The organism is Sphingomonas sp. UYP23 (assembly GCF_054059235.1).
In genome coordinates this window covers 4,392,513-4,414,285 of sequence record NZ_JBSSBX010000001.1, presented here as the reverse complement: position 1 = coordinate 4,414,285, position 21,773 = coordinate 4,392,513, and the positions used below count along the sequence as shown (strand labels likewise).

General features: G+C 65.5%; 16 protein-coding genes. 10 read left to right on the top strand and 6 right to left on the bottom strand.

Annotation, left to right across the window (positions count from 1 at the left end):
* Positions 1-2 precede the first annotated feature (2 nt).
* Positions 3-1,445, bottom strand: coding sequence for an aldehyde dehydrogenase (locus ACVWYO_RS21805; RefSeq protein ID WP_457354401.1), 1,443 nt, complete (start codon positions 1,443-1,445; stop codon positions 3-5).
* Between the two features lie 544 nt (positions 1,446-1,989).
* Here ACVWYO_RS21805 and ACVWYO_RS21800 point away from each other — a divergent pair.
* From ACVWYO_RS21800 to adhP, 7 genes are all read left to right on the top strand, one after another.
* Positions 1,990-3,606, top strand: coding sequence for an FAD-dependent oxidoreductase (locus ACVWYO_RS21800; RefSeq protein ID WP_457354398.1), 1,617 nt, complete (start codon positions 1,990-1,992; stop codon positions 3,604-3,606).
* 491 nt (positions 3,607-4,097) lie between these two features.
* On the top strand, positions 4,098-5,135 hold the full coding sequence (locus tag ACVWYO_RS21795; RefSeq protein WP_457354396.1) for a zinc-dependent alcohol dehydrogenase family protein: 1,038 nt from the start codon (positions 4,098-4,100) through the stop codon (positions 5,133-5,135).
* A 68-nt stretch (positions 5,136-5,203) separates the two neighbouring features.
* Positions 5,204-6,586: an NAD-dependent succinate-semialdehyde dehydrogenase gene (locus ACVWYO_RS21790; protein ID WP_457354394.1), complete on the top strand. Its 1,383-nt coding sequence runs from the start codon at positions 5,204-5,206 to the stop codon at positions 6,584-6,586.
* A gap of 62 nt (positions 6,587-6,648) precedes the next feature.
* Positions 6,649-7,818, top strand: a complete 1,170-nt coding sequence (locus ACVWYO_RS21785) for an NAD(P) transhydrogenase subunit alpha (protein WP_457354392.1) — start codon at positions 6,649-6,651, stop codon at positions 7,816-7,818.
* A complete protein-coding gene (locus ACVWYO_RS21780; protein WP_457354390.1) occupies positions 7,815-8,162 on the top strand; it encodes a proton-translocating transhydrogenase family protein in 348 nt (115 codons plus the stop codon). The genes ACVWYO_RS21785 and ACVWYO_RS21780 overlap by 4 nt, the downstream gene beginning before the upstream one ends.
* A 4-nt stretch (positions 8,163-8,166) precedes the next feature.
* Positions 8,167-9,618: an NAD(P)(+) transhydrogenase (Re/Si-specific) subunit beta gene (locus tag ACVWYO_RS21775; RefSeq protein ID WP_457354388.1), complete on the top strand. Its 1,452-nt coding sequence runs from the start codon at positions 8,167-8,169 to the stop codon at positions 9,616-9,618.
* A 123-nt stretch (positions 9,619-9,741) separates the two neighbouring features.
* The gene (gene adhP, locus ACVWYO_RS21770; protein ID WP_457355106.1) at positions 9,742-10,836 is read left to right on the top strand and encodes an alcohol dehydrogenase AdhP; all 1,095 of its coding nucleotides are present in this window, start codon (positions 9,742-9,744) and stop codon (positions 10,834-10,836) included.
* Positions 10,837-11,006: 170 nt separating this feature from the next.
* Here the strand turns inward: adhP and ACVWYO_RS21765 are convergent, their stop codons facing one another.
* From ACVWYO_RS21765 to ACVWYO_RS21750, 4 genes are read right to left on the bottom strand one after another with little or no spacing between them, the layout of a single operon-like run.
* Positions 11,007-12,077 (bottom strand): acyl-CoA dehydrogenase family protein, encoded by a 1,071-nt coding sequence (locus ACVWYO_RS21765; RefSeq protein WP_457354386.1) that lies wholly within the window; start codon positions 12,075-12,077, stop codon positions 11,007-11,009.
* Complete coding sequence (locus ACVWYO_RS21760) at positions 12,070-13,032, bottom strand: glycosyltransferase (protein ID WP_457354384.1); 963 nt, start codon at positions 13,030-13,032, stop codon at positions 12,070-12,072. The genes ACVWYO_RS21765 and ACVWYO_RS21760 overlap by 8 nt, the downstream gene beginning before the upstream one ends.
* Positions 13,029-14,240 carry a bifunctional PIG-L family deacetylase/class I SAM-dependent methyltransferase gene (locus ACVWYO_RS21755; RefSeq protein ID WP_457354382.1) on the bottom strand — a complete coding sequence of 404 codons (1,212 nt, stop codon included), beginning with the start codon at positions 14,238-14,240 and terminating at the stop codon, positions 13,029-13,031. The genes ACVWYO_RS21760 and ACVWYO_RS21755 overlap by 4 nt, the downstream gene beginning before the upstream one ends.
* Positions 14,237-15,172, bottom strand: coding sequence for a glycosyltransferase family 2 protein (locus ACVWYO_RS21750; protein WP_457354380.1), 936 nt, complete (start codon positions 15,170-15,172; stop codon positions 14,237-14,239). Before ACVWYO_RS21750 ends, ACVWYO_RS21755 begins: the two co-directional genes overlap by 4 nt.
* Before the next feature lie 363 nt (positions 15,173-15,535).
* On the opposite strand from ACVWYO_RS21750, the gene ACVWYO_RS21745 reads away from it, so the two are divergent.
* The 3 genes from ACVWYO_RS21745 to ACVWYO_RS21735 are packed head-to-tail and all read left to right on the top strand — an operon-like array spanning position 15,536 to position 19,622.
* Positions 15,536-17,557 (top strand): HAD-IIB family hydrolase, encoded by a 2,022-nt coding sequence (locus ACVWYO_RS21745; RefSeq protein WP_457354378.1) that lies wholly within the window; start codon positions 15,536-15,538, stop codon positions 17,555-17,557.
* Entirely contained in the window at positions 17,554-18,714 is a 1,161-nt protein-coding gene (locus tag ACVWYO_RS21740; RefSeq protein WP_457354376.1) for a glycosyltransferase, read from the top strand. Before ACVWYO_RS21745 ends, ACVWYO_RS21740 begins: the two co-directional genes overlap by 4 nt.
* Positions 18,711-19,622 carry a galactosyltransferase-related protein gene (locus tag ACVWYO_RS21735; protein WP_457354374.1) on the top strand — a complete coding sequence of 304 codons (912 nt, stop codon included), beginning with the start codon at positions 18,711-18,713 and terminating at the stop codon, positions 19,620-19,622. The genes ACVWYO_RS21740 and ACVWYO_RS21735 overlap by 4 nt, the downstream gene beginning before the upstream one ends.
* Here ACVWYO_RS21735 and ACVWYO_RS21730 read toward each other — a convergent pair.
* Positions 19,556-20,701 carry a glycosyltransferase gene (locus ACVWYO_RS21730; protein WP_457354372.1) on the bottom strand — a complete coding sequence of 382 codons (1,146 nt, stop codon included), beginning with the start codon at positions 20,699-20,701 and terminating at the stop codon, positions 19,556-19,558. The genes ACVWYO_RS21735 and ACVWYO_RS21730 overlap by 67 nt on opposite strands.
* Positions 20,702-21,773: the final 1,072 nt, after the last annotated feature.

Here is a 21,773-nt window from a genome sequence, read left to right as displayed (position 1 = left end):
CGTCAGATCGGGAAGTGGCCGGGCTGCGTCTCGATCGTGATCCAGCGCAGCTCGGTGAAGCTGTCGATCCCGGCCTTGCCGCCGAAGCGGCCATAGCCCGATCCCTTGACCCCGCCGAACGGCATCTGCGCCTCGTCATGCACGGTCGGCCCGTTGATGTGGCAGATACCCGACTGGATTTGGCGCGCGACGCGCAAGCCCCGAGCGGTATCGCGCGTGAAGACCGCGGCGGAGAGGCCGTATTCGGTGTCGTTCGCCAGCGCGATCGCCTCGGCCTCGTCCTTCGCGCGGATCACGCCGACAACGGGGCCGAAGCTCTCGTCGCGGAACAGCCGCATCTCGGCGGTGACCTTGTCGATCACATGCGCTGGCATCAGCACGCCGTTCGCCACGCCGCCGACGAGCTGCTCCGCGCCGTGGGCCAGCGCATCGTCGATCAGTTCGCGGACGTGCTCGACGGTCCTCTGGTCGACCAGTGCGCCGAGCGGGGTGTTACCGGCGCGCGGATCGCCGACCGCCATGCCGCCGACCTTCGCCTTGAACTTGGCGACGAAGGCGTCGGCGACGCTGTCGAGCACGATGATCCGCTCGGTCGACATGCAGATCTGGCCCTGGTTCATGAACGCGCCGAACGCCGCGGCCTTCACCGCCTCGTCGAGATCGGCGTCGTCGAGCACGATCAGCGGCGCCTTGCCGCCGAGTTCGAGCAGCACGGGTTTCAAATGCTCGGCGGCGCGCTTGGCAATGATCTTGCCGACCGCAGTCGATCCTGTGAAGTTGATTCGCTTGACCGCCTTGTGGTCGATCAGCGCGCCGACGATCGCGCCGGCATCGGCGGGCGCGTTGGTGACGATTCCGACCACACCGGCGGGAAGCGCTTCCTCGAACGCCTCGACGATCAGGCCGTGGGTGCGCGGGCATTGCTCCGACGCCTTGAGCACGACCGTATTGCCGCACGCCAGCGGCACCGCGATCGCGCGGACGCCGAGGATGATCGGCGCGTTCCACGGTGCGATGCCGAGCAGCACGCCGACCGGCTCGCGCACCGCCATCGAAATACAGCCCGGCTTGTCCGACGGGATGACCTCGCCGCTGATCTGCGTCGTCAGCGCCGCGGCCTCGCGCACCATGCCGGCGGCGAGCATCAGGTTGAAGCGCGCCCAGCCCTCGGTCGCGCCGATCTCGCCCATCATCGCCGCGACGAAGGCGTCGGCGCGGGATTCGAGCGCGACGGCGGCGTTCATCAGCGCCGCGCGGCGTGCATTGGGGCCGAGCGCCGACCAGGTCGGGAAGGCCGCCGCTGCCGCGCTGGCGACGGCATTGGCGTCGGCAATGGTCGCTGCGGGGGCGCTACTCGCGACCTCACCGGTCACGGGATTATGTCGCTCGAACCGGGCGCGCTGAGCCGCATCGTCCCCCGTGAGCATCGAAATATCGCTTGCCATGGCATCTCTCCGTATTGCTATGGCGCATAGCGGAAATGCATATGCGCTGCAATATGGTCGGCGACGAAAGACGGACCGGTATTCCGCGGTCGCCAATGGCCAAGGCAGTGGACCGGCGCCGATCTGCATTCCGCGCGAAGTCCATGGGGTCGCTGGACCGGGTCCTTGCGGCACACCTCGGCCCGTACGAAAGACGAGCGAGGTACATCACGGTTTAAAGTCGCTGACAGGCCGCGGTAACCCGATCGGATGAGGGCTTGCCCGGCCTTTCGCTCACGAAGAAGATGGCACGAAATCGGGGTATTCGCAGGACTGCGGTGCGCGATCTTGCAACGCCGCCGGTCATTAAAAGTCGCGCGGGTCACCGTCGATCCCCAGCAGCTTGGCCGCGGACCGTCGACGCTGTCATCGTCGGCCTGCGAAGCGCATTCCATGCGTGAGGGGCGGTGCTGGCGACCGCGACAGATCACTCGCCCTTTCTGACCATCGCGATATGATGCGCCGCGCATGACTATCCCGACACGATGCCATCAGGAAATGTCCCATGGAAACTATCGGCCGCGATCTGCGCGAGATGCAGCGCATTCCTTTGACGGCGTCGCATGTCGACGCGCTTCGCGCCAACGGGGTCGAACGGCGCTATCCCGCGGAAACCTTCCTGGCGCGGCCTGGTGAGCCCGCAGACCGCTTTCTTTATGTTCTGTCGGGCGAGATCGAGGTGGTGAACCCGTTCACCGACAAACGACACCTCGCGTCGACGCTGGGACCCGCCCAGTTCATGGCTGAAATCTCGTTTCTGAATGGCGGAAACTGGTCGATGGCGATGCGGACGGTCACCGAGACCAGCGTTATCGAAGTGCCGCGCCAACAGATGTTGCGATTGATGTCCGACATTCCCGAGATGTCGGATATCGTCATTACGGTCCTCGCCGCGCGCCGGCGCCGGCAGCTCGATTCGGGCGATGGCACGCTCGTCCTGATCGGCGAAGATGACAACCGCGCGGTCAGACGCATCGCGGAATTCGCGAGCCGCAACAGGCTGCCCTACAGGTCCTACGCGCTGGGCAGTCCCGAAGCCGCCGCAGTGGCCAACAGTTGCGCGACGGATCCTGGCCGACCCGCCGTGATTTTCGGCCGGGATGTCGTCGTGACGGACCCGACGCCGGAGAAGGTCGCGCGGCTGCTCGGGCTCAACCGCGATCTTGTCAACGACGAGGCGTTCGACGTGCTGATCGTGGGTGGCGGACCTGCGGGCGTGGCGGCCGGCGTCTATGCAGGGGCGGAGGGACTTCGCGCGCTCGTGATCGAGGATATCGCGATCGGCGGCCAGGCGGGGACGTCGAGCCGCATCGAAAACTATATGGGTTTTCCCACCGGAATCTCCGGCGCCGATCTCGTCTGGCGCGGGGAAATTCAGGCGATGAAGTTCGGAACGCGGTTTGCCATGCCCCGCCGGGTCGCCAAGCTGGAGAGCCTCGACGAAGGCGGTTTCTGCGCGACGTTCGACACGGATCAGCGCGTGCGCGGACGTGCTGTCGTCGTCGCGACGGGGGTGCAGTATCGGCGCTTGCCGATCGACCGGCTCGAGGAATTCGAGGGGGCGGGCGTCTATTACGCGGCGACCGAAAACGAGGCGCGCTACTGTCAGGATGCCGAGACGGTGATCATCGGGGGCGGCAACTCGGCGGGGCAGGCGGCAATGTTTCTCAGTCGGAGCGCGCGCCACGTTCGCCTGCTCGTGCGCGGCACCTCCCTGGCATCGTCGATGTCGAGCTATCTTTCCTCCCGGCTTGAAGCGGACGCGGCGATTTCGATCGAATACGGCGCAGAGATCACCGCGCTGCACGGCGCGGATCGCCTCGAGGAGGTGACGATCCGCAGCATTGCCGATGGAACATCGCGCACCATAGCGACATGCGCCGTGTTCATCATGGTCGGGGCCGCGCCCAATACCGGATGGTTGTCGGATCTTGTCGAATTGGACGCGAACGGGTTCGTCCGGACCGGCGACACCGTCGGAAGTCCTTCGCCTTATGGCACTTCCCATCCGGGAATATTCGCGGTCGGTGATGTTCGCGCGAATTCGGTCAAGCGGGTCGCGTCGTCCGTCGGCGAAGGATCCGTCGTGATCTCCAGTTTGTGGGCGTACGTGCGCGGCTGATCGACGGACGAGCGTCTTGTCCGGTACGCGCCATGCGATCTGCCAATGACCGGTCAGGCCTCGTGACCGCTGCGCCGTTGAACCGGCCTGCTCGCCGGTTATCGCGTGCCGTGTTGGCCCGGTCCAGCGGATAGACGGGCGTCGTCACGACAATGTCCATGCGCGGGACCCGTTGCCACATCTCGCAAGCAAACCTGGCGGGGTCGCTCATGTTCGGGGAATTCCTGCCTGCGGTCATTCGCGTGGGTCGAGCCATGGGTACGGGGTCGCCGCGCGGCGTGGCGCGCAGTTTAGCGCGCCAGTGCCCGAATGCGGACGAGGTCAGCACGTTCCGGTGTCGAGCCTAACCGCGATGGGGCTGAGTAGTTTCCGACGCTGATATCCCGAGCTGATGAATCCTACCTCGCAACCCTGAACCAGCCGCCGCGAACCGTCTGAACCGGCCGCGTCGGGCAATTTTGCGCGGGTCGCGGACCAGGAGCATGGGTATCATGAAGGCATTCGTTTACGGTGGCGTGGGCAAGAAGAGCCTTGAAGACCGCCCGAAGCCGGGGATCACCGATCCGGGCGATGCGATCGTCAAGATGGTCAAGACGACCATCTGCGGGACCGACCTGCACATTCTGAAGGGCGATGTCGCGACCTGCGCGCCCGGACGTATTCTCGGTCATGAGGGCGTGGGTACGATCGAGTCCGTCGGTGCCGGCGTCACCACCTTCAAGACAGGCGACCGCGTCCTCATCTCTTGCATCTCATCGTGCGGGAAATGCGACTATTGCCGCCGCGGCATGTATTCGCACTGCACGACCGGGGGCTGGATCCTCGGCAATTCGATCGACGGCACCCAGGCCGAATATGTCCGCATTCCGCACGCCGAGACGAGCCTCTATCCGATCCCCCAGGGCGCGGATGAGGACGCGATGGTCATGCTCAGCGACATCCTGCCGACCGGGTTCGAATGCGGCGTGCTCAACGGCAAGGTTTCGCCAGGATCGACGGTAGCGATCGTCGGCGCAGGACCGATCGGGCTGGCGGCGCTGCTCACCGCACAGCTCTATTCGCCCGCCGAGATCATCATGATCGATCTCGACGACAATCGCCTGGCGATGGCGATGACATTCGGCGCGACCCGGACCATCAACAGCGCGAACGGCAACGCGTCGGACACGGTGAAGGCGGTCACCGACGGAAAGGGCGTCGACACAGCGATCGAGGCGGTCGGTATCCCGGCAACGTTCGAGCTGTGCCAGCAGATCGTCGCGCCCGGCGGGATCATCGCGAATATCGGCGTTCACGGCCAGAAGGTCGACCTCCATCTGGAGACGCTCTGGTCGCAGAATATCGCGATCACCACGCGGCTGGTCGACGCCGTCACCACGCCCATGCTGCTGAAGACGGTGCAATCGGGGAAGATCGACCCGACCAAGTTGATCACGCATCACTTCACGCTCGACCAGATCCTCGACGCTTACGACACGTTCGGGCGCGCCGCGGAAACCAAGGCGCTGAAGGTTATCATCGACGCCTGACACCGCGCCTCGCGCCACGACCGGCGACCTGTCCCGGGCCGTCGTGATTTTCCCAGAAAGCTGAAGTCATGACCTATCAGAGCCAAAACCCGTTCACGGGCAAAATCGTCGAAACCTTCGACACGCTCGGGGATGCGGAACTCGAGACCAAGATCGCGACGGCCGACGCCTGCTTCCAGACATGGCGCCACACATCCTTCGCCGACCGCGCCAAGATCATCGCCAAGGCCGGCGAGATCCTCCACGCGCGGGCCGACGCGTTCGCACGCATCATGACGACCGAGATGGGCAAGCGCATCGGCGAGGCGCGCGGCGAGGTGGAATTCAGCGCGCGCATCATGGCGTATTACGCCAAGAACGCCGAACGCTTCCTTGCGCCGGTGAAGCTCGATCCGACCCATGGCGAAGCGCATATGGAGAGCAGCCCGATCGGGGTGATCTTCTGCGTCGAGCCGTGGAACTTCCCCTATTACCAGCTCGCCCGTGTCGCCGGGCCGCATCTGATGGCGGGCAACACGATGCTGGTGAAACATGCCGGCATCGTGCCGCAGTGCGCGATCGCCTTTGAAAAGCTGCTGATCGAAGCCGGCGCGCCGGTTGGTCTCTATACCAATCTGCTGATCAGCCATGACCAGTCCGACGACGTCGTGGACGATCCACGCGTCAAGGGCGTCGCGCTGACCGGCAGTGTCGGCGCAGGCCGCAGCGTCGCGTCGCGCGCTGGCAAAAACCTCAAGGTCTCGTCGATGGAATTGGGCGGCAGTGACGCCTTCATCGTGCTTGAGGATGCCGATCTCGACCTGACCGTTCCCTGGGCGGTGTGGGGCCGGATGTACAATACCGGCCAGACCTGCTGCGCGGCCAAGCGCTTCATCGTGGTCGAGAGCATGGCGGACGCGTTCCTCGAGAAGTTCAAGGCCGCGCTCGGCGCGCTCGAGGCGGGCGATCCCATGGATGAGAAGACGACGCTCGGACCGCTTTCGACCGAACAGGCGCTGGTCGATCTGCTCAAGCAAGTGGATGGCGCGGTCGCACACGGCGCCAAGGTCGCGCTCGGTGGCACGCGTGTCGATCGTGCCGGATCCTTCATGACGCCGACGATCCTGACCGACATTGCGAAGGACAATCCTGCGTTCCGCGAGGAATTCTTCGGACCGGTCGCGCTCTTCTTCCGCGTGAAGGATGAGGACGAAGCCATTGCGATCGCCAATGACTCCGATTTCGGCCTCGGCGGCTCGGTGTGGACCAAGGATGTCGCGCGGGGACGTCGTGTCGCGTCGAAGGTCGAGACCGGCATGATGTTCATCAACAACATCGACTGGACCGATGCCGAGCTGCCCTTCGGCGGCATCAAGGACTCGGGCTACGGCCGCGAACTCGGCGACATGGGCATTCAGCAGTTCGTGAACAAAAAGCTGGTCCGCATCCACGCCGCAAAAGCGCCTGCCTGAGCTTCAAGCCCGGCGCCCGGCAATCCTGCCGGGCGCCCTGAAGCGAGACCGCGGAGCGCCCCATGTACGTGAATATCGCCGTTCTCAAGGAAACCCAGCCGCACGAGCGCCGCGTCGCGCTGGTGCCGTCGACGGTGGCCAAACTTACCAAGCTGGGCGCCAGACTCCACATGCAGACCGGTGCCGCCGACGCGATCCGGGTCCCGGAGTCGGCCTATGGCGCCGTGATCTTCATGGATGATCGCAGCGCAATGGTCGCGGATGCCGACGTCGTGCTGTGCGTCCAACCACCCGCGCTCGATATCGTCGATGCGATGAAGCCCGGTTCAATCTTGCTGTGCTTCGTCTATGCGGCGAACGAGCCCGAACTGGTGAAGCGCCTGCTCGCAAGGCACGTCACCTGCTTCGCGATGGAACGCATCCCGCGTATTTCGCGCGCGCAGGCGATGGACGCGCTGTCGAGCCAGTCGGCGCTGGCGGGCTATTACGCCGTCGCGCTCGGCATGACGCATATGGACCGCGTCCTGCCCAAGATCACGTCAGCCGCGGGCGTCATCGGGCCGGCCAAGGTGCTTGTGATGGGGCTCGGTGTCGCCGGGCTGGAGGCGATCGCCACGGCGCAGCGACTGGGCGCGGTGGTCGAAGGCTATGACGTCCGTCCCGAAACCCGCGAGCAGGCGCTGTCGCTCGGCGCGACCTTCGTCGATACCGGCGTCGATGCGACGGGCACGGGCGGCTACGCCCGCGCGCTGACCGCGGACGAAAAGACCAAGGTCGACGCCGCGCTGACCAAGCACATCCAGGCGTCCGACCTGATCATCACCACCGCCGCGATCCCCGGCAAAGCCTCGCCCAAGCTGATCAGCAGGTCCCAAGTGGCGGGCATGAAATCGGGCGCGGTGATCGTCGATCTCTCGGCGGAGGGTGGCGGCAATTGCGAAGCGACGCAGCCGGGCGAGACGATCCGTGTCGATGGGGTGACGATCGTCGCGCCGCTGAATGTGCCGTCGAACCTCGGCGCAGATGCGAGCGAGCTCTACGCCAAGAACCAGTTCAATCTGCTCGCGCTGATGCTGCACGATAATATCGTGACGATCGATTGGACCGACGAGGTTCTGGCGAAGACCGCGCTGACCCATGATGGCAAGCTGTGTGACGCCGACAAGACGCGCGAAATATCCGCCACACCCGACCGCGACAGCGGCGTGACCGCGATGGGACCCCGAGCATGAATAGCGACCTCGCCATGACGGGCCTCATCGCCCTCTACATCTTCATGCTCGCCGGCTTTGCCGGCTGGGTCATCATCGGGAACGTACCAGCGATCCTGCATACGCCGCTGATGTCGGGCTCGAACTTCGTCCACGGCATCGTCGTGGTCGGTGGCGTGTTCGCCCTTCTCAACGCCAGCACGCCGCTCGAGCAAGGCATCGGCTTTGTCGCGGTGCTGCTCGGCGCGGGCAATGCTGCGGGCGGCTATGCCGTGACCGACCGGATGCTGGCGATGTTCAAATCGAGCGGCGACGCGGGCAAGCCAGCACATCGCAAAGTCGTCCACCTCAAGAAGAAGGGGTGAGACCATGATCGCCGTCGTTTCCCAAATCGCGATCGGCGCGACCGATCTGGTCGCGGCCTTCCTGTTCCTGTTCGGGCTCAAGCGCATGTCATCGCCCGCGACCGCCGCCTCGGGCATCCGCGTTGCAGGCATCGGCATGGTTGCGGCGGTCCTGGTCAGCTTCCTCTATGCCTTCACGATCGACGTTGCGGCGCGCCCGCATCTGATCGTCAACCTCGTGCTCGCCGTCGTCGCACTCGCGATCGGTGGTGGCTTTGCATGGATCGTCGGCCGCAAGGTCGCGATGACCGCCATGCCGCAGATGGTGGCGATCTATAACGGCATGGGCGGCGGAGCGGCGGGGGGCATCGCTGCGGTCGAACTGTTCGGGAACCGGGCGGTCGGGAGCACGCACCTCATCGTGACGTTGCTCGGCGCGTTGATCGGCGCGGTCTCGATGTCGGGGTCGGTGATCGCCTGGGCCAAGCTTCAGGGCGTGCTCGGCAATCCGCTGCGGTTCGGCGGCCAGCGCGCCCTGAACGGCGTCGTGTTCATTGCCGCGCTCGCGATCGGTGGCTGGATGGTGTTCACCGCGCTCAGCGGCGTGGCACCGGTGCTGCCCGCCGCCACCTGGATCCTGATCTTCTTCGGCCTCGCTTTGACGTTCGGCATCCTGATGACTTTGCCGATCGGCGGCGCGGACATGCCGGTGGTGATCTCGATCTACAACGCCTTCACCGGGCTCGCGGTCGGGTTCGAAGGCTATGTCCTCGGCAATCCCGCACTGATGATCGCCGGCATGGTGGTCGGTGCGGCCGGCCTGCTCCTCACGCTGCTGATGGCGAAGGCGATGAACCGCTCGGTCGCCAACGTGCTCTTCTCCAACTTCGGGGAGGTTGCCGCCAAGGGGAAGGCGGGCGCGGTCACCGGCACGGAGCGCGAAACGCAGGCATCCGATGCGGGCATCCAGATGCGCTACGCCAGCAGCGTCATCATCGTGCCGGGCTATGGTCTGGCCGCCGCGCAGGGGCAGCAGAAGCTCTACGAGTTCGTCAAGCTGCTGCTCGCCGCCAAGGTACAGGTCCGCTTCGCGATCCATCCTGTCGCCGGCAGAATGCCGGGACAGATGGACGTGCTGCTGGCCGAAGCCGGCGTGCCCTATGACCTGATATTCCAGCTCGACGACATCAACGACGACTTCGCCACCACCGACGTCGTGCTGGTGATCGGCGCCAACGACGTCGTGAATCCGGCGGCGCGCACCGACAAATCCTCGCCGATCTTCGGTATGCCGATCCTCAACGCGGACATGGCCCAACAGGTTTACGTCATCAAGCGCGGGCAGGGCAAAGGCTATTCCGGCATCGTCAACGCGCTGTTCTACAAACCGAATTGCGACATGGTCTATGGCGATGCGCAGGCCGTGCTGATCAAGATGATCGAGGCCGTGCGCGGTCTCGGGGCGGCGGCGGCATGATCGCCAGCACCTCAGCAACGCCCGCTCTCGTGTGTTCGGCTGCATTCTCTCCAGCAGTCGCGATGCTCGAAGTCTGAGCCTCATCCGCGCCAATCATTCCCCCCGACTAAGGAACGCGTCATGATTCCCAAGACAATGCACGCCGCTGTCGTCACCGCCTTCGGCAAACCGCTGGAACTGCAGGAATGCGCCGTTCCCTTGCCCGGGCCCGGCCAGATCCTCGTCAAGACCGAGGCCTGCGGGGTCTGTCACACCGACCTTCATGCCGCGAAGGGGGATTGGCCACTGAAGCCAACGCCGCCGTTTATTCCGGGGCACGAGGCGATCGGCATCGTCGTTGCGCTCGGCGCCGGGGTCACGATCGTAAAAGAAGGCGATCGGGTCGGCGTGCCATGGCTCTATTCCGCGTGCGGTCACTGCGAATATTGCCTGTCGGCCTGGGAGACCGTGTGCGCCGAAGCGAAATTCGGGGGCTATACCCAGAATGGCGGCTTTGCCGAATATGTGCTTGCTGACCCCCATTACGTTGCACATATCCCCAAAAAACTGAGCCCGACCGAGGCAGCCCCGCTGATCTGCGCCGGGATCACGACCTATAAGGGCATCAAGGAAACCGAAGCCCGTCCAGGCGAATGGATCGCCATCTCGGGGTGCGGCGGCCTTGGCCATCTCGCAATTCAATATGCCAAGGTCATGGGCCTGCATGTTTGCGCCGTCGACATCGACGACGGGAAGCTCGCCCATGCGACGCGGCTCGGCGCCGACATGGTCATCAACGCCCGGACGCAGAACCCAGGCGAGGCGCTCAAGAAGGCGATCGGTGGGGGCGCGCACGGCGTGCTGATCACGGCACCATCGTTGACGGCGTTCAAGCAGGGGATCGAGATGACGCGCAAGCGGGGCACGTGCGCGCTCGTCGGTCTGCCGCCGGGCGAATTTCCCACGCCGCTGTTCGATGTCGTTGCGAACTGCATCACCATTCGCGGGTCGTTCGTCGGCACGCGCAAGGATATGGCCGAGTGCCTGCAATTTGCTGCAGAAGGCAAGGTCAAGGCCGATATCGAACTGCAGCCGCTTGCATCGATCAACACGATCTTCGAGCGGCTCGAGAATGGCGACGTACCGTCTCGCGTGGTGCTCGATTTCACCGACACGAAAAACGACAAAGCCGCAGATTCGGGCAAGGAGACCACGCCAACCGTTCCCGTCCGCGCCTGATCCGAAGCCTCCCAGCCGGCCGCAACGTGCGCCCGGCTGGGTCGTTTCGGCATGTGGCCTACCAATCGCATCCGCAGAAACCCGTTGAGAACGGCGGGGCGCCCGGCTTGACCATGTGGCGCGGCTTCAGGATGGCAGCGTCCGTGCCGATCGGGATGTCTATCCGCCGATCAAGGCCCACCGACGACCCACTCTGCAGTTGCGACGCGCAGTTTTCCATCGAGGTCGGCCTGTCGCAGATACAGTCGGAGATCGCGCGCGAGCCGTCCGATCTCACTGCCGCGTCGATGCATCGCGGTGCCGTTGAGGCGTTCGACGAGCGCCAGCAGGCGCGTTGCCGCCTGCTCGATCGCTTCGCGCGCGAACAACGTCGTCGCAACTGCCTCTGCCGGGGGCACCTCACTGGTTTCCACGGCCAGACACGCCGAGCGGGCCCATAACGCCGCGCCCCGTGCCTCCATCGCCAGATGCCCGAGCCGATGCGCGGCAAGGGGGTCGCCATGGCGTCCTTCTTGCCCGATCCGTTGCGCGGTCAAGCGCGCTAGCCGCTCCATCGCGCCGGCATAGCAGGCGCATAACCGCCACACCCCGCCATTGAAATCGGGCTCGATGAACAGCGCATCGGCCGCCCCTAGGCAATCGGCCCGCATCGCTGGGAGCCCCGTACAATCGAACCGACCTGATTGGCTGCCGACCATGCCGTCGACGTCCCAATCGAAGATTTCGCCGCGCGCGGGATCGGTGGCGTCGATCACCACCATGCGCAGCCCATCCGCGACGCGCGCGGTGACGATGGCGAGCGTCACCTCGCCGAGCCCCGAGGCGAAGGTCTTGACCCCCGCCAACAGCCCGTCGGCATCGATCGTGACCGGGCGGTCGCGCTCCGCGCCCCAGACGCCAAGGATTGCGCCGCCGGTGACCGCGTCGCAAACCCGCTGCTGCTGGTCCTGATCCCCGTGGCGCAGGACGAGCTTGATCGCGTTGACATGGCCTTCATAGATCCGCGCGAGCGGGAGGCTGGCGCCGCCCAGCGCCACCAACAGCGCAAACATCGGTTCGGCACCCGTGGCGCTGGTGCCCCAGCCTCGGCCACCGCGACCGACGGGCAACGGCGCCGACAGCAGGCCGGCATCGGCGAGCAGCGCGAGTTCGAGTGCCGGCCCGCGCGTACCGCGATCGAGCGCTTCGTCGCCCCTGCGGATCGCCGCGAGCATATCGTCCGCCAATATCGTTTCAGGCATTCGAGGCTATCCAGTCGCGCAAGCGGTCGATTTCGGCAGGGAGGTCGGCCGGGCGGAGCCGGGGGGTGTTATAGGATCTGCGCTCGGTCGCTGCCCATGCGCTGCCGAAGGTCGTTCCGTCCGCCAGATCGGCGCGCCATGCGGCGCGCGCCGCCTGACGCGCGCGCCACAGCGCGATCAACGCGTCGGCAGGCCCGAGCTGATCGTCGCACAGATAGTCCTCGGCGAGCCGCTGGCGCAGCGCGTCGGCCATGCCGCCGCCGGCGCGTCCTACCAGACGCGCCGATGCCGTGACGTGCGGCGCGCGATCGTGGCGGACGCGTCCATCCGCTCGTTCAACCGCGGCCAGCAGCGCGCGGTCTTCGCCGGTCGCCAGCGCCGGCACCCCGCCGATCCGCTCGAGCATCGCGCGGGTTATGCCGAGATTGGCGCCGCAGCGTTGGGCGTGGCGGGGGGCGGGGTCGTGCGCGAGCGGGTCGAAAAGCGGCTCGGCTTCGGCGATCAGACCGAGATAGGTCCATTCGAGCGCGCCGATCCGGAGCGCGGGCAGGGGGTGGAGGGACAGTTCGGACCAGTCCGCGCTGACCCGCCCGGCGACCGCATCGGCGCCGCGCGCAAAGGCAGCGCGATGCGCGCGGACCCAGTCGCGATCGACGACGCAGTCGGCATCGGTGGTCAGCACGATCGTCCCATGCTGCGCGGCGTGCGCCATCGCCATGCGGCGCGCGGCGCCCGCGCCACGCTCGTGATCGGCGAAGCTGTGTTCGATGACATCGACTCGGATCGCACGCGGCGCGCGTGCGATCGCGGCGGTCGCATCGCTGCAATTGTTGGCGAGGACGACCGCGACGATCGGCCCGGGATCGTCCTGCGCGGCGAGCGAGTCGAGACATCGCCCGATTCGGTCGGCTTCGTCGTAGGCGGGTATCGCAATCGCGACGAGATCGCTGGTCATATCCGCGCCATCACGTCGATCCGCAGACGATCGGTGCGTTCGCCGTGGATCCGCGTCCAGCCGGGAAGATGCGCGATTGCGATCTCGGCGGCCATTTCGCCAGTGATGATGGTATCGGTCTCGCCCAGGTAGCTGGCCAGGAAGATGCGCGCATCGGGCGTCGCGGACCGCTCGATCGCGGCCATCAGCGATACGACACCGTCGAGGCCGAGGTAATACAGCATGTCGCTCGCGACGATCAGGTCGAAGCGCGCGTCGGGCATGTCCTGCGGCATCGTCCGCTGCTCGAGCACGACGTTCGCGCGCGCGCCGATGCGATCGCGCGCGGCGCTCAGAGCGGGCTGCGAAGCGTCGGTCGCGAGCAACCGGTCGCAAAGCGGCGCGAGCTGCTCGGTCAGCGCACCGTTCGCGCAGCCCAGTTCGAGCGCGGAGCGATAGCGGCGCCCTGCCAGCGCGGCGACCGTCCGCTGGAAACGATCGCGCTCGTAGGGCTCGCTGTCATAGCGCCACGGGTCGGGCGACTGCGTGAACAGCGAATCGAAATGCGCGGCGGGGATCGCGTCGTTGCTCTGATCGCGGCGATCATAGGCGGTTCGCACATATTCGACCGTGGTGAAGGCGTCGCAAATGTCGGGCGCTAGCGAGAATCCCGCGACCGGGTCGAGCTGGCTCCGGTGACAGGCGAGGGCGGCGCGCTTCCGCTCGGCGAAGTCTCCCACCGCGATGGCGTCATAGCCGGTCGGATCGAACAGGCGATCGACCCGCTGGCTCACCGGCATCACCTGGAGCAGCCGGCCGATCCCAGAGCCGACGATGCGGCTGGCGAGGCCGAATGCCGCCTTGTGATCGGGGTGCCCGTCGGCAGGATCGGTGACGAGAATCGTATCCGGCGCAGCGTCGGCAACAAAGGCTGCGAGCGCCGACATTCGGGCGGAGGAGATCGCGGTGCTCGACAGCCCGCCATCGGGTTGGTCGAGGAACAGGAGTGCGGGGGCATGTCCCAGCATGTGCTCGAGCCCGGCGCGGCATTCGTCGCGCCGGATATTCGCCAGGACCTTGGCGTCGCGCCCGGGGTCTGACGCTGCGCCGTCTGTGGCGACGACGACGGCGATCCGCGCACCGGCCTGTGCAGCGCGCGCCATGATCGCACCCGCGCCCAGAATTTCGTCATCTGCATGCGGCGCTATGACGAGCAGCGATGCGGTCATGCGAGCCCCGCCACGATTGCATCGAGCCGGTCGCGCGTAGCGGGTGTCAGGGCGATGTCGGTCGCAACGACCAGGGGTTGCGGCAGAGATGCGAACGCGATGCCCATGTCGCCGAGATCGATCGGGACCGGCGCGGGGGATGTTCCCGGGCGCCAGTCGGCGATCCTCTGCCATAAGGCCGTGCGATCGTCCTTGCGCCGGGTGCTCGAATAGCCCGTCGCGCCTGTGGCGGTCAGGCTATCGGGCTGTTCGTACTTGTCGAGCAGGACATCGTCGATGAACCAGATATGCGCTCCTGCCATCAGCGCGCGGTTCCGCAGGTCGCGATCTTCCTCGACGCTTTCGGCATAGCCGCCGATCCTTGCGAACAGGTCACGCCGGAACAGCCCGCTGTTGATCAGCACCCAGTCGCCGGGCGGTCCTGCGGAGAATTGCAGATTGGGGAAGAAATCCTCGACCAGCGACAGCGTGCGGGCGATCCGCGCCGCGCGACCATCGGCCGAAAGGAAGCGATGCGCGGTCAGCACCAGGTCGAGCTCGGCCGGTGCATCGGCGACCTGGCCGCCGCCTGCGAGATGCCAGGGCGCGCAATCGGCAGCGACGAGACCGGAGCGCGAGAGCGTGCGCTGTTGGCGGAGCAGTTTGTCGATATGGGGAATGTCGTCGGAATCGTGGAAGGTGATCGCATCGAACGCAAGGAGCGCGAGCGCGACGTTCTTGGCAGCCGCCGTGCCGAGGTTCCGCTCGAGCCTGATGTACCCGAAGCGGGGATGGCCGAACCAGCGCGCGCACGCGGCTTGAGTCTCATCGGTCGAACCATCGTCGATCACGACGACACGGACGTCATGCTGCGACTGCGCCAGCGCTGCCTCGACCGCGCGTACGATCTGATGCGCGCGCTGGTAGGTCGGTATCGCTACGAGGCTTTGCATGGGCGACCTGACGCGAGGAAAAGCAGACCAGTACGGAAGATCCGAACGCGCCCGGTTTCGACACCGTCACTCTGTCTGCCGCTCTGCGGTATTTTGCCTTCGGCGCGCATTGTCGACCTCCACATCGACGCTCAACGCGTGTCGCGCGGATTCGACGCCTCAGGCCGTGAACACCGGGCGATGGCATTCGTCGAAATACCAGCCCACCAAAGAGTACGAACGTTCGCGCTGATACAGATCAATATGAAATCCGGACCACCCAGGTCTCTAACGCGCAACCACAACATGAACCCTGCGTTAATATGGTCAGTTCCGACAGGAGCGCCTATCTCTTGACGTAAGGTTTTCCGGCCCTTGTTCATCATGTCGATTGCCCTTGGCGGGTGTCTGAAAGGCCCGCCCATCGAATTCGGCCTGACCGAAGATACCGGCGGGCATATCACCTATGCGCTGGGAGCCGCCCAGGCGCTGGCGGTGCGCAGCGACGTCGACAGGGTCGAGATCGTCACACGCCTGATAGAAGATGTCGGGCTCGGCGCGGCCTATGCTGTGCCGTTCGAGCCGATAACCGCAAAGCTTGCGATCCGCCGGATCGCAACCGCCGATCGGCGATATCTCTCCAAGGGGGAGGCGACGTCCGATCGCCCCGCCTTCGCCGCGGCCTTGATCACGCACATCGCGGCGCTCGAGCGGCGCCCCGATGTGATCCATGCGCATTTCGCCGACGCTGCCGACGTTGCCGCGCAGGTTCGCGATCGTTTCGGTATCCCCTTCATCTACACCGCGCACTCGCTCGGCATCGACAAGGCAAACTGCGCGGAGGGGTTGAACGAGACGATCGCGCCCCGGATCGCCGAGGAGAACCGGGCGATCGGCGCGGCGGATGCAATCGTTGCGTCCTCGCGCGATGAGACCGAACGGCAGCTGATGTTGTACCCGGCGGCGTGCCCGGCGAAGATCCACTGCGTCGCACCCGGGGCGGGCCTTACCCATGCCACGCCAAGCGATCTGACGCGCGCACGGGCCCTGATCGCGCCATTTCTGCGCGATCCCGACAAGCCGATGATTCTCGCCATCGCCCGGCCGGTTGCCAAGAAGAACCTTGGCGGGCTGATCGACCTTTTCGCGGGCGACGCGCGGCTGCGCGATCGTGCCAATCTGGTGATCGTTGCGGGCCTGCGCGACGGCCCCCACACGGGGGAGGATGAACAGCGGACCGTCATCGCGGGCCTGCTGGCCGGACTCGACCGACACGACCTTTATGGCACGCTCGCGCTGCCCAAGCGCCATACCGCCGATGATGTGGCCGCGCTCTACGCGCTTGCGCGGGAAACGCGCGGCATCTTCGTTAACCCAGCGCGAACCGAACCCTATGGACTGACGCTGACCGAAGCCGCGCTGCACGGGCTCCCCGTAGTGGCGACGTCCCATGGCGGTCCTGCCGACATCGTCGCGCGATTGGGCCATGGGCTGGTTGCCGATCCGCGCGATCATGCGAGCTTCGCCGCTGCGATCAACACGTTGCTCGACGATGAGATGGCGTGGGCACGTGCGTCGAGTGCCGGGCGCGTTAATGCGCGCATCCTTGATTGGGATGGATATGCCGCGCGGTTCGTCGCGATCGTCAACGGTCTTTCCACGGTGGCCACGGCGAAACAGCGCCCCTCGCGGTTGCTGCTCTGCGATATCGACAATACGCTGACCGGGTGCACCGTCGGCGCGCTCGGCATGGCGGCGTATCTCGAGGCCGAACCAAACCTCGCCTTCGGTGTCGCCACCGGACGATCGCTACAGGAAGCCGAGCGATTGCTCGGCGAATGGGGGCAACCCGCGCCCGATGTCCTGATCACTTCGGTCGGTGCCGAAATCTACTGGCGCCATGGCACGCGGCTCGTTGCGGATGCCGACTATGCCGCGCATATCGATCGCGGCTGGGAACCGGCGGCGGTCGACGCGCGCGTCTCGGGCCTTTCAGGCGTAGAGCGCCAGCCGGCCGTCGAGCAACGTCGTCACAAGCGAAGCTATTTCGCCGAGGAGCCTGCGGTGGTCGCTGCCATCCGCAGCGCGGTGGCCGATCTGCCGGTGCGAGTCATCCACAGTCACGGGCGGTTGCTCGATATCGTGCCGGCGCGTGCCGGCAAGGGTGCCGCGATGCAATGGGCGGCGCGCGCCTTGGGGGTGTCGCCCGATCAGGTCTATGCCGCCGGCGATAGCGGCAACGATCTCGATATGCTCGCGCAGTGCCAGAACGGCATCCTCGTCGCCAATTACAGCACGGAGCTTGCCGAACTGATCGGGCGCCCGACAATCTACCTTGCACGCCGTGCACACGCCGCAGGCGTCGTCGAGGGCATGCGCGCGCTTGCGATGGCGCGCGCGGCATGACCCGGCCGATCGGATATTTCGTCCATCACCAGGGGCGCGGTCATGCCGAGCGCGCCGCGGCAATCGTCAATGCCTTGCCCGGCGACCGTCCGGTGGTGCTGTTCTCGGCGCGCGCAGACATCTTCCCGCCGCTCGCCGCAAACGTCACGGTGCGCACGATCCCGTCGCTGTTCGAAGCGGTCGGCGACGAGCCGGTCGGTCTGGCAAACGCACCGACGCCCTCGAACCTCCATTGCGCGCCGCTCGGTTGGAAAAGCATCACGCACGCTGTCGCGGTGATCGCCTCGTGGTTTGACACCGCCGAGCCCGCGCTGTTCATCACCGACGTATCGGCGGAACTGGCACAGCTCGCCAGGATCGCGTCGGTCCCGTGCGTGAGCGTCCTCCAGCACGGCGAGCGCAGCGATCCGGGGCATATGGCGGCATATGAATCGGCGCTTGGAATCCTGGCACCCTATGCGCCATCGCTCGAGCAGCCGGGACGGCCGGCGTGGATGCTCGCGAAGACGCACTATGCGCCGGGCGTCGGGGTTGGGATCGACGCGATCGAGCGCGACGCTGCGCGGAGCGCGCTCGGCTTGCCGCTCGATGCCGAAATCGTCGTCGTGATCGCCGGCGGCGGCGGCACCGGCACCCCCGCGACCCCGCTCACGCTCGGCGCGCGGGCGGAGCCCGACGTGCTTTGGCTGACGATCGGGTCGGTCGAACACGAGTGGCACGCGACGGCGCCGGGCAACCTCAAGCATCTCGGGTGGGTCGATACGCCCGCGCTGTATATCGCGGCGGCGGATCGGGTCGTTTCCTCGGCGGGCAACACGACGGTCCACATGATCGCGGCGATCGGGCGTCCCTGGATCGTCGTGCCCGAATGGCGGTATTTCGACGAACAGCTCTGGAAAGCCCGGATGCTCGATCAAGCCGGCGCGGCGACGATGCTCGACCATTGGCCGTCGCATGTCGGCGCTTGGACACAAGCGTGGGCGCTGGCGGCGTCGCTCGACCTGTCGCGGCAACGCGCCCTCTTCGATGCCGATGCGGCGCAGGACGTCGCCGTGTGGCTTTCGCGCCTGGCGGACGCGGCCTGGACGTCGCCCGGCATCGCGCCATCTCCCGAACGTGCCGCCGTCGATCATCTCATCTGTGAAAGCCTGTCATGACCATCTCGATCTGTACGCTCGCCCATGGTCGCTCGGCCCATTTGGTCAACGTCGTTCGTGCCCTCGATCTGCAGACGCAAACCCCCGACGAGCTCGTGATCGCGGTGATGCAAAGCGCGGCGTACGACTTGCCCGAGACGCGGTTTCCGGTGCGGCAGATCATGATGGGCGCCGACGGCATTCCGTTGGCATCGGCGCGGAACGCCGCCGCCGAGGCGGCGCATGGCGAGCATCTCATTTTTCTCGACGTCGACTGCATTCCGGAGCCGTCGCTCGTTGCCGACTATGTGACGCAGTTGCGATCGGTCGATGCCGTGCTGATGGGGGAGGTCCTGTACCTGCCCTCGGGGGCGACGGCCGACGGGCTCGATTTCGACCGGTTCGCCGCGATCGGGGTCAAGCATTCGGAACGGGCGGGGCCGCCGGTCGACGCGCTCGGCGATTGCACCGACTATCGCTGTTTCTGGTCGCTCAACTTCGCAATGCGCCGCGCGACGTTTCTCGCGATCGGCGGTTTTGACGAACGCTATGTCGGCTATGGCGGGGAAGACACCGATTTCGGGCGCGTCGCGATGACCGCCGGCGTGCCGATCAACTGGGTGCGTGGCGCGCGCGTGTATCATCAGTACCACCCGCACCACATGCCGCCTGTCCACCATGTCGACAGCGTGATCGCCAATGCCGCGCGCTTCCGCGACAAATGGGGGCACTTCACCATGGAGCATTGGCTCAAGGCGTTCACGCTGATGGGCTTGATCACGCTGCGCGACGGCGAGCATGTGCGGCTGCGCGACGTGCGGGAGGATGATCTGGCGCTGACCCGCCAGCAGGTCGATCAGCCCTATGCGAGTACATCCATTGTGCTGGCACAGCTCGAAACGCGCGAAGCTGCGATCGCGGCGACATAGGAACGTTCGTAGCCGTCGATCATCGATGGCAGCGAGAACAGCCGCGCTACCCGCTTGCGACACGCCGTACGGGAGATCGCAACCGACCGACTTATGGCGGTTGCGAGCGAGACGGCATCGGTCGCGAGGACACCGCAGTCGCCCACAACTTCACGCATCGCTCCGCGATCGAGCGCTGCGACGGGAACGCCGCAGGCCAACGCCTCGGCGGCGATCAGGCCGAACGGTTCGTCCCACATCGGAGTCGAGAGCAGGACCGATGCCGAGCCGATTGCATCGACCAGAGCTTGGCCACCCAGATGGCCGTGATAGACGCGGCGATGATCGAGCAGCGGAGCGACCCGATCATTGAAATAATCCATGCAGTCGATCGGCCCGATGACGTCCAGTTCGATGTCGGTTAGCCGCGCGGCCTCGAGGGCGACTGCGGTGCCTTTGTTAGGCGTTATCCGACCAGCCCAGACACCTCGACCGTTGCCAGTCGCACGGAACCGCCAGCGTTCGGTATCGATGCCGTTATGGACTACCGATGCGGTGTCGGGCGGCACGGCCCACCACGTTGCAAGATGCGCCTGCGACGTCGCGGTCTGACGCAGCCAGGCGGCTTCGTTAGCGGCAACCGCGTTCGCCAGTCCGGCAAAGGGGGGGACATGAAGCGACGTCACCATCGCCGTGCGATCGCGACTGGCGAGGGCGTGCAACGTCGGGTGCATCGTGTTGTTGTGGACGATGTCGAATGTACCGCCGGCGATCCGGTCCCAGGCTCCGCCAAAGGCGGCGTCCTGAAACGCGGCTAGCTCCTTGGTGCCATGCCACTGCGCCCACGGGAGGACCGATTCGTAATGACGGTCTGCGATGGGGTGTAGCGGCAGCGCGGGGTCGCTGTCGCCGCTGGCGAACAGCGTGACATCGTGACCGCGTGCGACCAACGCCGTGACCAATTGATGGCAGTGCGCTTCCATGCCGCCCATGAACGGCATCGCGATCGGATGGCGAAGATGGGCGATAACGGCGATCCTCAAAGGCGCGCTTCGCTCGTCGGGGATCATCGTGCGTTTGGCGGGCTCGGAGATGCGCATGAGGCTGAAACACCTTACGTTAGGGATCGTGCCCGCGATTGTGCGTCGATCAACCAATATTCGGTCGCCGGGCGCGATCCTCGCGCGGGTTCCGCGGGGCTCAGATACAGGGGGCCGCACTCTTTCGTGGGCCACACGCTCGCATGGCATAGCTGAGAAATAGAATTCGAAGCGTGTGGGCTGCCCCGATCACACCAGTTCCAAGGTCGCACTGCGTCCGAGATGCTTCAGTCGCGGAGGCGTGAGGATGCTCCAAGTCCTGCATCGCCAGAGCAGGACCAACGGCAGACGTGTCCCGCATGTCGCGGCTTCCATAGCTGGCGGGTTTCTCTGATCGTCCATTATCGAGGTCTGGTGGATGCAATAGCAGATGTGACGCACCGGCCGGGCCCGAAAAAGAAACTTCGGACCGCCTTACGTCAGACAAACCCGGCGATCGGTGGACGTACCGGAACCTCCCGAGGCTGATCGAATTTCTGCCGTCACAGCCGCGGTTTTGCGCGCGGCGACCAAAGACCTAGCGTAGCCTTTGGTTCGTGCTTCGCCGCTGGCTGAGCACGATGTGGCTCCTCAGTGACCCATCGAAGACGCTCCCGGAGTAGCGATGGTCGCCAACGCACTATCAAGAAACCGACCTAAAATCATCACGAAGCCGTTGCGGCTCAATCCGCGCTAACTCGGCGATCCGACTGCGCTTGGAGTAAATGGTGGACGCACTTGGGCTCGAACCAAGGACCCGCTGATTAAGAGACGTATATTCAGTTTTAAATATCAAACACTTAGCTGCATTCGTGTTCACGACAGGCAACAAATGGCTACAACGAACCACATCGTTGAACGTCAAGCGCGTTCACAAATACGGTCACGGTACGATTGGGGGATGTTGGGAGCTTCGCGTACCAATCCCAGTCGTTCGCTGTGTCGCTTATCAATTTCAGTATGCAGCGTTTGTTCAGGGGCCGCTATGCAGCTTGTCATCAAGGCCTTCATCCGGTGCCAGCGTACGCGTTATGGTAATCCGTCAGGAAATTCGCCGCCGCCTCGTTATGTCATCCTCGAGTTGCAGGCGCTT